Here is a 12,837-nt window from a genome sequence, read left to right as displayed (position 1 = left end):
ATGGAACAGGAACGTTCGCGCGTCATCCAGGAATTTGTGCCGGGGAAACAGGTAACGCTGGCCCACGTGATCGCCAATCCAGACAAAATGCTGTACACCAAGCTCGGTATCAACGAAGCGGGTGCCATCGGCATTTTGACCCTCACTCCGACGGAGACCGCGATTATCGCGGCCGACATCGCCACCAAGGCAGCCAATGTGGAGCTCGGCTTTCTTGACCGCTTTACCGGCTCGCTGATCGTCGTTGGCGACGTCTCTGCGGTGGAAATGGCGGTAGACGCCGTCAATCGCGTACTGAGCGAAAAACTGCGCTTTACCCCTGCGCTGGTGACGAAGTCATGAAAAAGCGGGTCATGATCATCGGTGCGATCGAGGCGGGCAAGTCTTCTCTGGTCAAAGCGCTGTTCAACGACGAGCAGCCTGCCAGGAAAACGCAAGCGCTGGAGTTTCGCGACTGGCTGATCGACACGCCTGGGGAGTACAGCGAAAATCCGATGTACTACCGGACGCTGATGGCGACGTCCCTGGAGGCGGGTGCGATCCTGATGGTACAGGACGCGACGCGTGAGAGAAACTACTTTCCGCCGGGTTTTGCATCCGGCTTTCCTCAGCCGTGCATCGGCGTCATCACGAAAATCGATCATCCCGCTGCCAACGTGGCCCGGGCGGAAGCGTTTCTCCGTCAGTCCATCGGAAATGCCGTCATTTTTCCCACTTCCGCGTATACGAAGGAAGGCATTCCCGAGCTGATGGAGCATTTGAAAAGGTTGGAAACTCGCTAGTTTTCCTTTTCGTCCGAGATGTTATGTGAGAAAATTTAATAGATTTCATTTCATCGAATTATGATGCGTACTATCGGACGGTAAAGAGGGATCAGATGCAAATGTTACGAGAGCTTTGCCAATCGCAAACAACGCTGCGAGACGAGGACATTCGGGTTTTGGAGGATTTGGCTGACAAGCTGCAAATTTTTTCGGACTTGTACCAGGCGGACATGTTTATCGACTGTTTGACGGCAGACCGAAGCTCTGCACTGGTAGTGGCCGAGGCATCCCCTCGTACGGCAAAATCGCTGTACAAAGGCTCGGTCGTCGGGCAATTGGCCACCGCGATCAATGAGCCGGCTGTGATGTACTGTCTGACTACCGGCAAACCGGTGATCGGCTCGCGCGGGGTTTCCCAGGAGCAGGTCGTGATGAGGCAGAGCGTCACCCCGATCTGCAATGCACAGGGAGAGACGATCGGGACGCTCATCACCGAACAGGATATCTCCAAGCAAGTAGAGCAAGAGCGCAGCGTCGAGCTTTTGAGAGAGACGACTGAGCATCTCAGCGAAACGCTGATGCAGTTTGCCGAACCGGAGATGCCGATCTCCTCGCTTTTGCACGAGGGCATGATCCTGTTTGATTACCAGGGAAATATTTCCTACGCCAATCGGCGGGCGCATGAGCTGCTCGCTTCGATCGGGTATCCCCAGCCGGAAAAAGGGGAAAGTGTAGAACGCATCTTTTCCTGGCTGCTTTCTCCGGAAAGCTTCGTCAGGAGCGGTGGCTTTATCCAGAAAGAGCTGTCGCGAGGAAAAACCTTTCTGTTGCTGAAAGCGGTTTCGGTTGCCCGCAAGCCAGACGACAGGGGAGGGATTGTGCTCCTGCGAGACATATCCGACATCCGCGAAAAAGAAAAGCAGCTGATGATCAAATCGGCTGTGATCAAGGAAATTCACCACCGGGTGAAAAACAACTTGCAGACGATATCCAGTCTGCTGCGGCTGCAAATGCGCCGCTCGCAATCGCAAGAAATTGAAAAGGTGTACCGGGAGAGCATCAACCGGATCAACAGCATTGCCATCATTCATGAATATCTGGCCCAGGACGGGCTGGAGCTGATCGATTTCAAAGACATTTTGACCAAAATATCGAAAATAATCGTCTCATCCATGAGACGTTCAGAGCAGAGCATACAAGTAACCATTACGGGCGAATCCGTATGTTTGCCGTCCAGCAAGGCGACCTCCTTCGCCCTGATCGTGACGGAGCTGATACAGAACTGCATGATCCACGGCTTTCGGGATCGGCAGGAAGGAACCATCACTGTCTCGCTTGTTCCCAAGGACGATTTTGTCAGCCTGTCCGTAACCGATAACGGTGTCGGCATGGACGATACGGAGCAGCTGTTGAAAAAAGGGCATCTGGGGCTGAAGATCGTGGACACTCTGGTCAAGGAAGACCTGGAGGGAACGATTCATTTCAGGAACACGGGCAATGGAACAGAGGTGACGATCCTCTATCCGCTGCATAAGGGAGATGAACAGGATGACACAGCCGAAAATTATGGTGGTTGATGACGAACCGATTATCCGCATGGACTTGCGCGAGATGCTGGAGGCGGAAGGGTATCTGGTAGTGGCCGAAGCGAAAAACGGCGAAGAGGCCGTAGCTCAGGCCCACCGCCACAAGCCGGATTTGATCATTATGGATGTGAAAATGCCGGTCTTGAACGGCATCAAAGCTAGCAACATCATTCGCTCCTTTTCTGATTGTTCCATTCTTCTTCTTACCGCGTACAGCCAGAGGGAGCTGGTGCAGGATGCCCGCAAGGCTGGCGTAACCGCCTATTTGGTAAAGCCGGTGTCTGAAGACGACCTGATCCCTGCCGTCGAGATCGCCCTGAGCCAGAAAGAGAAGGTAGTCTCTCTCAAAAAAGACATCAAGGACATCCAGCAAAAGATGGAGGACCGCAAGAAGATCGAGAAGGCAAAAGGGATGATCATGACCCAACACGCCCTGGAAGAGGATGTCGCCTACAAGTGGATGCAGAAAGTCAGCATGCAACGGCGCATGCCCCTGGTGAAGCTGGCGGAGGAAATTCTCGCGGGAGAACAGGTCTACTCCGCTTCCGTGTAGAAGACACAGGGGGGAGTCGGAACATTTTCCGAACTTCAAAACCCGGAGTTATCCGCAAATGAATAGGAAAGCAAAGGCGCTTTGACAATCAGCCGGTTCCATGACGCGATCCGGCGGTTTTCAGGCGCCTTTTCGTTTAGAATGCCACTGCTTCAAGGAGGTTCATGATGGATGAACAATGGATCCAAAGCGTGGGTATAGATGTGGGGACGAGCACGACCAAGATGATCGTCAGCCGGCTGCGGCTCGGGAGGATGTCGAGTACATTCTCCCTTCCGCGTTATCAAATCGTGGAACGCCAGCTGCTATATGCGAGCAAGGTTCACACGACCCCCCTGCACGGTTTTGACGAGATCGACGCGGACGCGATCGGAGCGATTTTGCAAAAGGAATACGAGCAGGCGAAAATCAGTCTCGGCGACATCAAGTCGGGTGCCGTCATCATCACCGGAGAAACTGCCAGCAAGAAAAACGCGCAGCACATTTTGCACTTGCTCGCGGAAAGATCAGGAGACTTCGTGGTGGCGACGGCAGGGGCCGATCTGGAAGGCGTGCTGGCGGGGAAAGGTTCGGGCGCGGAAAGGCGTTCGGTAGCTATCCAGGGAACGATTGTCAACGTCGACATCGGGGGAGGCACGGCGAATGCCGCTTGTTTTCACCGCGGGAAGGCGATTGCTACGGTGACGTTTCACGTAGGCGGACGCTTGCTGCGTCTGAGCCCGCAAGGAGAGGTGCAATACGTCTCTCCAAACATCCAGGCATGGCTGAATGCCAAAGGCCTGTCAATCACTGTCGGAGAAGTGCTGACGTACGAGCGGATCAAGGACTTTTCCATACAGATGGCCAGAGGCATGCTCGACTATTTGAGCGGGCGGGAACGGCAGGTTTCCGGGCTGCTTGTGCTGGGCCAGCCTTTGAAGGAAAACGTGTCTGTCGACGAGCTTTCAATCTCCGGCGGTGTGGGCCAGCTGATGTCGGCACCCAAACCGGAGACGATTTCCGATGTCAGCCGATATGGCGATTTCGGCCCGATGCTCGCCTGGGCCCTGCGGCAGGAAAGGGAAGCGGGGGCGTACCCGATGCAGTGGATCGACCCGGAACAAACGGTGCGGGCCACGGTCATTGGGGCAGGCATGCAAAGCACGGAGATCAGCGGTTCGACTGTTCATATCAAAGCGGAGCTGCTGCCGATCCGGAACGTGCCGATCGTCAAGCTGGAATTGACCGAGAGGCATCTGAGTGACCCGCAGCAGCTTCGCCGGGAAGTCTCGGATGTGTACGATCTGGCTCTGCGCTTGTTTGAAAAGACGACGGGAAGTCCGTTCGCTCTCGCCATTTCCGGCATCACGTATTGCTCGTACTCCCTGCTTCAGACGATTGCAGAAGAGCTGTCCCAGCAGTACAGGCAGAAATTCGCGGAGAGCCGGACCATGATCGTGGTGTGCGAGACGGATATGGCCAAGGCCTTGGGCCAGGCGCTGGCGCTCAGGTGCAAGGGCCAGCCGGAAATCATCTGCATCGATCAGGTGCGGGTCGAGTACGGGGATTACATCGACTTGGGAGAGCCGATCTCGGGAAGCATCATCCCGGTCATCGTCAAAACGCTGGCATTTGATGAAGCGCCGCAAAAAGGGGTGTAACAATGAATACAAAGACAACTGTTCTGGGGCAAACCTACCAGTTTCGCAATTTAAAAGAGATTTTCGCAAAAGCAAACGAAGAAAAGTCGGGTGACCAGCTGGCGGGAATCGCCGCCCAGGACTCCCGGGAGCGGGTGGCGGCCAAGCAGGTGCTGGCTGATCTCACGCTGGCCGATATCCGCAACAATCCGCTGCTTCCGCCCGAGGAAGACGAAGTGTCCCGGGTGATTGAGGAAGGCATCAATGAAAAAATTTATAGTGAAATTAAAAACTGGAGCGTTGCCGAGCTGCGCGAATACATCCTGAGCCATCAGACAGGGGACAGCGAAATCAAACGGATCAGCCGCGGACTGACGAGCGAAATGATCGCCGCCACCGCCAAGTTGATGTCCAATCTGGACCTGATCACGGCAGCGGCCAAGATCAAAAATATCACGCACTGCAATATCGCCATCGGTCAACCAGGCGTACTGGCTGCCCGGGTCCAGCCGAACCATCCTTCCGACAACGTGCAGGGAATCAAGGCCGCTTTGTACGAGGGCCTCAGCTACGGGATCGGCGATGCGGTGATCGGCATCAACCCGGTTATCGATACATCCGACAGCGTGAAGGACATCCTGGAGATGACCAAGGAAGTCATGACCAAGTGGAGCATCCCGACTCAAAACTGCGTATTGGCTCACGTCACGACGCAGATGCGGGCGATCCGCCAGGGGGCTCCGGCCGACCTGATGTTCCAGAGCCTGGCCGGATCGGAAAAGGGCAACCGTGCTTTCGGGATCGACGTCGCTTTGCTCAATGAGGCCGATGATCTGATGCGAAAAGAAGGCACGTCGACAGGGCCGAACTTTTGGTATTTTGAGACCGGGCAGGGCTCAGAGCTTTCCTCGGAGGCGCATTTTGACATCGACCAGGTGACGATGGAGGCCCGCTGCTACGGTTTGGCCCGGAAGTACAATCCGTTTATCGTAAATACAGTCGTAGGCTTCATCGGACCGGAATACCTCTACGACAGCAAGCAGGTGATCCGCGCCGGTCTGGAAGACCACTACATGGGCAAACTGCACGGCTTGCCGATGGGCTGCGACGTCTGCTATACGAACCATATGAAAGTAGACCAGAACGACATGGACAATCTCGGCATTCTGCTCGCGGCAGCTGGCGTCAACTTCGTGATCGGCGTGGCCATGGCCGACGACGTCATGCTCAACTACCAGTCGACCAGCTTTCACGATATCGCGGCTTTCCGCGAGGTGCTCGGTCTGCGGCCGGCCCCGGAATTTGAAAAGTGGCTGGAAAAAATGGGCATCATGGAAAATGGCAAGCTGACCCCGATTGCAGGCGATCCGACGATTTTTATGTAAGGAATGGAGGTGAGGACGGATGGAACGACAGCTAGACTTTTTAGTCGACAAGGTTCTTGAGCAATTGGAAAAGAAGCTGGGCGAGATGGGAGCGGGCAGCACGAAGTCGCAATCCTCGGAGGCAAAGCAGGCAGCGCTTGCGGCGGCAGGAGAGCAAACGCCGGCTCAGGAAGCCGGCAGATGGCAAACGGCCGACCGGCCGGCGGGAACAGGAGCGGCTTCGCCAGCTTCGGCAGCATCCTCCGCAGACTTTTCCCAAACGCATTCCGGTGAAGGCGCTGCACCCAAAGCGTCAGCGGAGCCTGAACGAACCTCCCAGGTGCCAAATCCGAAGTACGAGGAAGGTATGCAGGAGCTGCTGGCCAGCACACCGGCCCGGATCGGGGTATGGAGAGCAGGCGTTAGGCCATTGACCAAAACGATGCTCCAGCTGCGCCGCGATCACGCCGCTGCGGTGGATGCGGTGTACGGAGAGGTTAACGAACAGACGCTCAACGAGTTTTCCTTGTTTACGGTGGAGACGAAATACGATAATACGGAAAACTACTTGAAGCGTCCCGACATGGGGCGGATCATCAATGAAGAAGGTGTACGGCTGCTGGAGGAGCGCTGCCAGAAGAAGCCGCAGGTGCAAATCGTCGTCTCCGACGGCCTGAGCGCCAGCGCTGTCGACGCCAACCTGCGAGATGTGCTGCCGTCCCTCTACGATTCGCTGCAAAGCTACGGTCTTAGCTGGGGGACGCCTTTCTTTGTAAAAGGCGGACGCGTGGCCAGCATGGACCACATCGGCGAGATTTTGCAGCCGGAAGTACTCGTGATGCTGATCGGGGAACGTCCCGGATTGGTCACGGCCAACTCCATGAGCGCCTACATGTGCTATCGCCCGCGCAAAGGGATGGTCGAGTCCGAGCGCACCGTGATTTCCAACATCCACCGTCAGGGCACGTCACCGGTAGAGGCCGGGGCCCATATCGGGACGATTTTGAGCAAAATGCTGGAGCAGAAGGCGAGCGGCGTGAAGCTGGTTTTGTAGCTAGTGGACAATGAAAAATGAACAAAGAAAATGAACGATCAGCTTTGAACGGCAAACTGAATAAGAGGAGACGTTTGAGATGACATTCAAAAGGAAAAAGATCGCCGTGATCGGCAGCGGTTTTACCGGAGCCACGACCGCGTTTATTTTGGCGCAAAAGGAACTCGGTGATATCGTATTGGTCGACATCCCGCAGTTGGAAAACCCGACAAAGGGGAAAGCGCTGGACATGATGGAATCCTCGCCTGTTCTGGGCTTCGATGCCGCGATTACCGGGACCTCCGACTATAAGGATATCGCCGGGTCCGATCTGGTCATCATCACTGCGGGAATCGCCCGCAAACCGGGCATGTCCCGTGACGATCTGGTCAACACCAATGCGGCCATCATGAGCTCCGTGGCGGAACAGGTAAAAGAACACGCGCCGCAATCGACTGTCATCATTTTGTCCAATCCGGTAGATGCGATGACCTATACCTTCTACAAAACGTCCGGCTTCCCGAAAAACCGCGTTATCGGCCAATCCGGCGTACTTGATACCGCGCGCTTCCGCACCTTCGTGGCGATGGAGCTGAACGTGTCGGTGGAAGACGTGACCGGGTTCGTACTGGGTGGACACGGAGACGATATGGTTCCACTGCTCCGTTATTCCTACGCAGGCGGCATTCCGCTCGACAAGCTGATCCCTGCAGACCGTTTGGAGGCGATCGTGGAAAGAACCCGCAAAGGCGGCGGCGAGATCGTCGCACTGCTCGGCAACGGCTCGGCGTACTACGCTCCAGCCGCATCTATCGTGCAAATGGCCGAGGCCATTTTGAAAGACAAGAAACGCATCCTTCCGTCCATTGCTTATCTGCAGGGTGAATACGGCTACAACGACCTGTATCTCGGCGTGCCTACCCTGCTCGGCGGCAACGGAATCGAAAAAGTCATCGAGCTGGACCTGACAGCCGATGAAAAAGCGGCACTGGACAAGTCGGTAGCTTCTGTGCGGAATGTGATGGCTGCGCTGAATTAAGCGAAAGGCTGAGGCTTGGAGATCTAAAAGAAACTGCTTGGTTAGTCGGCCTGCTCTTAAAGCGGCTGTGGGGGAGAGAAGCCTGTTTCCAGTCTCCGCTCCGGTCTACGTCCGCAAGGGAGCGGAAACTGTCCGCTCCGCAGTGATCCCGAGGGAATCGCAAAACGGCGCGCAGCTCCGGAGTGAATTCATAGGTTGCGCTTCTGTTTCCTCGGGCTCACTGCTCCGCTGGGTCGGACTTCGCTAGTCGCTCCGACTGGAAACAGGCTTCTCTGGCGAGCAGAACTGCTTCTTCCAGCTTTAAAAAGCGTGCGGGATACTTCAGGTTGTCTAAGACTCATGGAGAGTATTGGAAGTAGGCTAACAAGGGTTCTTTCGCCATAAACGAAAGCCCTCCTTGCAAGCAAGTGTTCTCGCAAAGCCGTTCGGGTGTATGCCCGAACGGCTTTTTTACAGTTTTTTGATGGAAACCAACAGCTGTAGAGATGAAAAAGGAGAAAACGGCGAAGGTCTTTGGGACACCTCCCAGGCTTCATTCCAAAAGCGGAACACGCTTTTAGCGTCCAACTCTGAGACGCTGCCTTGAGTAGACTGCTTTTGGACGCGGTTCCGCTTTTGGAATGGAGCCGGACAGTCCAGCCCCCACGCAGTGTCCCACCGAACCATGAGCGGTTTTCTCCTTTTTCATCTCCTCCCCCAAAGCCTGTCCAACCACCAACAAAGAAAAGCGGCTGTGGTGGAGAGAAGCCTGTTTCCAGTCTCCGCTCCGGTCTGCGTCCCGCAAGGAAGCGTGGACTGTCCGCTCCGCAGTGATCCCGAGGGAATCGCAAAACGGCGCGCAGCTCCGAAGAGGATTCATAGGTTGCGATTCTGTTTCCTCGGGATCCCTGCTCCGCTGGGCCGGACTCCGCTAGTCGCTCCGACTGGAAACAGGCTTCTCTGGCGAGCAGAACTGCTTTCATCGGGCTAAAAAGCGTGCGGGAGATTTCAGGTTGTCTTAAGGCTCATGGCATGCTTTGTCAGTAAGCTGAAAAGGGATTTTTTCGCCATAAACGAAAGCTCTCCTTGCAAGCGAGGTTCTCGCAAAGCCATTCGGGTATATGCCCGAACGGCTTTTTTTACGGTTTTTTGATGGAAACCAACAGCTGCAGAGATGAAAAAGGAGAAAACGGCGAAGGTTTTTGGGACACCACCCAGGCTTCATTCCAAAAGCGGAACACGCTTTTAGCGTCCAACCCTGAGAAACTTCCTTGAAACAGCTACTTTTGGACGCGGTTCCGCTTTTGGAATGGAACCGGACAGTGAATCCCCGCATGCAGTGTCCCACCGAACCTGTAGCCGTTTTCTCCTTTTTCATCTCCTGCACCAAAAGCCCGTTCAACCGAAACAAACAAAATAACGTTCTTGCGAACGGCAAACAAAAAAGCGGGAGCCATGCATGCAGCCAAAAGCATACATAGCCCCGCATTCCAGAAACGCCTTAATCCGCCAGCAATTGCGCTTCCTTTTTCCCCAGCTTGACCGTAGACTCCGAAGGAATCCACATCCCCGTATTTTCATCGCGCCCCTGCAGAACAAAGGCCGGATTGTTCTTGCCCATTTGCGCCGCAGCCTTGGCGGCAGCTTGTCCAATCGTTCCCCCCTTGACCCGGTTCACGATCAGCACCAGCTTTACGCTGTCAAGCTCCGTCATCATTTCATAGTCCCCGATACTGTCGCCAGCGATAAAGATCGGACCATGCCCGTATTTTTTGACCAGCACCGACTCGATCACTTCTGTTTTCCCATGATGAACGGTGAAAGGATAGTTTTTCTCGTACACGGGCTTGAACTTCCCGTTTTCCACCTGCAAACGCATGCCGATGACGTTTTCGGCAGGGAGGTTGTACCCGTATTTGGGCAAGGTGGCAAATACCCGCACGACCTCCTCCAGGGAAGCGGAGACGACGTACACGTCGATGCCGTTGGAGCGGAAGGTGTTCATCAGATTGGCGACCTCAGAGGTCAAGCGCAGTCCGGTGGTATGGGACACCGTGATCACTCCCGCTTTACCTGGAAGCGCTTTCGGACTTGACCAGGAAACTTTTTCGATCGCCATCCCGAGACTGGCATCGTTCGAGGCTTCGGCCAATGCATGCACGTCTAGGGCAGTCATGTTGGCAAACAAGTACAGGACCCACGGATAGCCGATACTGCTGCCGTGCGTTCCATTGATCGCTTCATAGAGAAAATAGAGCTTGGCGCGAAAATCGGCAAACTGCTCGGTCGCCTTGACTTCCTCCAGCGATTTGGTCCCTTTCAAGCCTTTGTACTGGTTGTAGAGGAAGGTATAGTCGGCTTCCAAATCGGCGGCGATGTCATCCAGCGTCACCGGCTGGCCGTCGTCGTTTTTGTACTCGTCGGAGAAGGGACCTGCAGGTACATCCGTGCGGATAATCTTGGCAAACTCCTCAGGCGTCATTTTAAAGGCAAGGTGATTGATTTGATAGACAAACAAGGCTTCTTCGGTATCGTGCATGATGCTCGTATTGTCCCAGTCAAATACGGCGTAAGGCTTTTTCGCCGGGTTATAGGAAGGGCTTTTCACACCGTGCTTGTCAATCAGATCCTGTACAGCCTGGTAGGTTGCCGGCGCCCACTTCCCCCTGTCCAGCGATTGTGCTTGTTGGACCGGTTCCTTTACGGCCCATGCAGGGGCTTGTACGCATACCAGGGAGAAACAGAGCAACAGCGCAAAGAAACCCCGTCTCATGCTTTTACTGTGTGTGAACAACATTCGTCCTCATCCTCTCAGCTCAAATGTCGGAAAATGCAATACGGCAGGTTCGCTTCTTTGGCTCTCCACCTCCTCAAAAAAATAAGCCGCTTACCCGTGGACAAACGCTTCCACAGGTAAACGACCAACATCGTCAGAAAATATAGACTTTTATAAAGAATACATAATTACTCGCCTGATTTCAATGACATTCTCCATTCTCATTTACCTTTTTTCATTGCGCTCCAAAAAAGGGTATCATGGTAGCAAGAGCCTAAAAAGGGAGCAGAAGCATGTGGCAAAAGATCCGTTTACCGTAGAACAGTTGATGCAGTTGCCCGCATTTCAAGGGGCCAAAATCATAGCGGGCATCGAGGGCCTGAAAAATGAAATCTATTACGTGGACAGCATGGAGATTCCCGATCTGACAGGCTGGCTGCGGCCTCACGAGCTGATTATTACAACCGGCTATGCCCTCCGGGAAGAACCGTTTCAGCTCAGCCGTCTGCTGGAGGAGATGCACCGGGTGGGGGGAGCGGCTGTCGCCATCAAGACCAAGCGGTTTTTGCAGGAAATTCCCGCGGAGGCATTGCGAAAGAGCGATCTGTATCGGATTCCTTTGATCGATATCCCGGCCGAGATTCCTTATATCGATTTGACCCATTCCGTCATGGAAAGTATTTTGAACCGGCAGGTCGCTGTGATGCGGAATGTGCAAGAGGTCAGCCAGCAGTTTACTCAGCTGGTGTTGAATAGGCGTACCTCCGAGCTGGTGGTGATGATCGGACAATTGCTCGATTGCGAAGCAGCCGTGCTAAATCAGCAGGGAGAAGTGGAAAGCAGCACCGCCCACTTTATCCAGGAGCAGATCGCGGAAACGCGGAGCATCCACGTGAACAACGGAGTGGTCGGCTACCTGGCGATCTCCCGGAACGTAGCAGAGGAAGACCGATTTGCGCAGCATTGTCTCGATCAGGCGGTGACCGTTTTGGGGATCGAATTCACGATCCGGCAATCCCTGCAAATTCAGCGGGAGCGCGAGCAGGAATCGTTTCTTGTCGAACTGTTGTCCGGCACTGCCGGCGAGGAAGAACTGCTCCGCCATCGGGCCAAGCAGGTGGGAATTCCGCACGGCGGCTATTTGTACGTCATGGTTCTCAAGCCAGCCGAAACAGGAAAAGCGAATCCCCAGAAAGAAGAAGCTTTGCTCGCCCTGCTGGAAGAGATCAATCAGGGGGACAAAAGCGCCAGAAAGGGCGTGCTGATCAATGACCAGATCGCCGTGATCTGCTATACCGACAAACAGGGAGTTTCCGAGCAGAGGGCTGAAGCCGTGCGCTATCTCCAGGAATTGTCCGGCTGGGGGAGCGGGAAAGATGGGAAGGGCGGCTGGCTATGCGGAATCGGCTATTCACGCGAGCTTTTGAAGGAGCTCCGCTACAGCTACCGCGAAGCAAAACGGGCCATGCGGATAGGCGGCCTCGTCCGTTTCGGACAGTCGGTCGTCCACTTCGAGGACATTTTGGTAGAGGATTTGCTCAAGGATACGGCCGACCACCCATCGCTTGCAACTCTGTCGCGCATGTTCATCGAGCCGCTTGCCACATACGACGCCGAATACGGGACAGAGCTGCTGACAACGCTTGATTCCTTTTTGCGAACAGGCGGACAAACGAAAAAGGTGGGAGAAGAGCTGTTCATCCACCGCAATTCCGTCTTGTATCGATTAGAGAGAATACAGGAAATCCTCGGAGTCGATCTGCACGATGCGGAAACCCGGTTCCGTCTCGATCTGGTGATGAGGGTTTGGAAAATGAGAGATTTGCCTGCGAATCCTGAGGGTTTGTGAAGCTGCCAAAAAATAATCGCTTTCTTTTGGGTCGTCTCCCATAGGGGGAAAAGACCCATTTTTGTTATAGTTGCAATTAACTTAATAATAAAAAATTGTTTGACAACGGAGGTGGAATTTCTTCTGTGATCGCAACGTCGGCAATGTCGCTCCCTGTGTTTTTTTTCGGACTAGGAGAGAACCGGTGGTTCGCTATTAGAAACAAAAAAGTCGTAACCGCTTTCTTCAGGGTAAGCAATTTGACCGCAACCAGTCGCATTCTATCTTTATGAAAA

Annotated in this window: 11 protein-coding genes; 9 read left to right on the top strand and 2 right to left on the bottom strand. The window is 54.4% G+C overall.

The window, feature by feature from the left end; all coding sequences use genetic code 11:
• The 8 genes from eutS (at position 1) to mdh (ending at position 7,958) form a co-directional block, all read left to right on the top strand.
• Entirely contained in the window at positions 1 to 342 is a 342-nt protein-coding gene (eutS, locus tag Q3F21_RS03320; RefSeq protein ID WP_003388593.1) for an ethanolamine utilization microcompartment protein EutS, read from the top strand.
• Positions 339 to 782, top strand: a complete 444-nt coding sequence (locus tag Q3F21_RS03315; RefSeq protein WP_340250045.1) for a EutP/PduV family microcompartment system protein — start codon at positions 339 to 341, stop codon at positions 780 to 782. Before eutS ends, Q3F21_RS03315 begins: the two co-directional genes overlap by 4 nt.
• A gap of 95 nt (positions 783 to 877) precedes the next feature.
• Entirely contained in the window at positions 878 to 2,341 is a 1,464-nt protein-coding gene (locus Q3F21_RS03310; RefSeq protein WP_340250044.1) for a sensor histidine kinase, read from the top strand.
• Complete coding sequence (locus tag Q3F21_RS03305) at positions 2,313 to 2,903, top strand: ANTAR domain-containing response regulator (protein ID WP_340250043.1); 591 nt, start codon at positions 2,313 to 2,315, stop codon at positions 2,901 to 2,903. The genes Q3F21_RS03310 and Q3F21_RS03305 overlap by 29 nt, the downstream gene beginning before the upstream one ends.
• A gap of 167 nt (positions 2,904 to 3,070) precedes the next feature.
• The gene (locus Q3F21_RS03300; protein WP_340250042.1) at positions 3,071 to 4,543 is read left to right on the top strand and encodes an ethanolamine ammonia-lyase reactivating factor EutA; all 1,473 of its coding nucleotides are present in this window, start codon (positions 3,071 to 3,073) and stop codon (positions 4,541 to 4,543) included.
• Positions 4,544 to 4,545: 2 nt separating this feature from the next.
• Entirely contained in the window at positions 4,546 to 5,907 is a 1,362-nt protein-coding gene (locus Q3F21_RS03295; RefSeq protein WP_340250041.1) for an ethanolamine ammonia-lyase subunit EutB, read from the top strand.
• Positions 5,908 to 5,926: 19 nt separating this feature from the next.
• Complete coding sequence (gene eutC / locus Q3F21_RS03290; RefSeq protein WP_340250040.1) at positions 5,927 to 6,940, top strand: ethanolamine ammonia-lyase subunit EutC; 1,014 nt, start codon at positions 5,927 to 5,929, stop codon at positions 6,938 to 6,940.
• Between the two features lie 79 nt (positions 6,941 to 7,019).
• Complete coding sequence (gene mdh / locus Q3F21_RS03285; RefSeq protein WP_340250039.1) at positions 7,020 to 7,958, top strand: malate dehydrogenase; 939 nt, start codon at positions 7,020 to 7,022, stop codon at positions 7,956 to 7,958.
• A gap of 556 nt (positions 7,959 to 8,514) precedes the next feature.
• Here the strand turns inward: mdh and Q3F21_RS03280 are convergent.
• Entirely contained in the window at positions 8,515 to 8,817 is a 303-nt protein-coding gene (locus Q3F21_RS03280) for a hypothetical protein (RefSeq protein WP_340250038.1), read from the bottom strand.
• A 621-nt stretch (positions 8,818 to 9,438) separates the two neighbouring features.
• Positions 9,439 to 10,710 (bottom strand): haloacid dehalogenase-like hydrolase, encoded by a 1,272-nt coding sequence (locus Q3F21_RS03275; protein ID WP_425341206.1) that lies wholly within the window; start codon positions 10,708 to 10,710, stop codon positions 9,439 to 9,441.
• A 298-nt stretch (positions 10,711 to 11,008) separates the two neighbouring features.
• On the opposite strand from Q3F21_RS03275, the gene Q3F21_RS03270 reads away from it, so the two are divergent.
• The gene (locus Q3F21_RS03270; RefSeq protein ID WP_340250036.1) at positions 11,009 to 12,562 is read left to right on the top strand and encodes a PucR family transcriptional regulator; all 1,554 of its coding nucleotides are present in this window, start codon (positions 11,009 to 11,011) and stop codon (positions 12,560 to 12,562) included.
• Positions 12,563 to 12,837: the final 275 nt, after the last annotated feature.

The organism is Brevibacillus borstelensis (assembly GCF_037834415.1).
Lineage (GTDB): Bacteria > Bacillota > Bacilli > Brevibacillales > Brevibacillaceae > Brevibacillus > Brevibacillus borstelensis_A.
This window is presented reverse-complemented; position numbering and strand designations above follow the sequence as displayed.

Bases quoted from the DNA above. Each gene is read 5' to 3' on its own strand.
- eutS (WP_003388593.1), top strand. From the start codon at position 1: ATGGAACAGGAACGTTCGCGCGTCATCCAGGAATTTGTGCCGGGGAAA.
- Q3F21_RS03315 (WP_340250045.1), top strand. From the start codon at position 339: ATGAAAAAGCGGGTCATGATCATCGGTGCGATCGAGGCGGGCAAGTCT.
- Q3F21_RS03310 (WP_340250044.1), top strand. From the start codon at position 878: ATGCAAATGTTACGAGAGCTTTGCCAATCGCAAACAACGCTGCGAGAC.
- Q3F21_RS03305 (WP_340250043.1), top strand. From the start codon at position 2,313: ATGACACAGCCGAAAATTATGGTGGTTGATGACGAACCGATTATCCGC.
- Q3F21_RS03300 (WP_340250042.1), top strand. From the start codon at position 3,071: ATGGATGAACAATGGATCCAAAGCGTGGGTATAGATGTGGGGACGAGC.
- Q3F21_RS03295 (WP_340250041.1), top strand. From the start codon at position 4,546: ATGAATACAAAGACAACTGTTCTGGGGCAAACCTACCAGTTTCGCAAT.
- eutC (WP_340250040.1), top strand. From the start codon at position 5,927: ATGGAACGACAGCTAGACTTTTTAGTCGACAAGGTTCTTGAGCAATTG.
- mdh (WP_340250039.1), top strand. From the start codon at position 7,020: ATGACATTCAAAAGGAAAAAGATCGCCGTGATCGGCAGCGGTTTTACC.
- Q3F21_RS03280 (WP_340250038.1), bottom strand. From the start codon at position 8,817: ATGAATCCTCTTCGGAGCTGCGCGCCGTTTTGCGATTCCCTCGGGATC.
- Q3F21_RS03275 (WP_425341206.1), bottom strand. From the start codon at position 10,710: ATGAGACGGGGTTTCTTTGCGCTGTTGCTCTGTTTCTCCCTGGTATGC.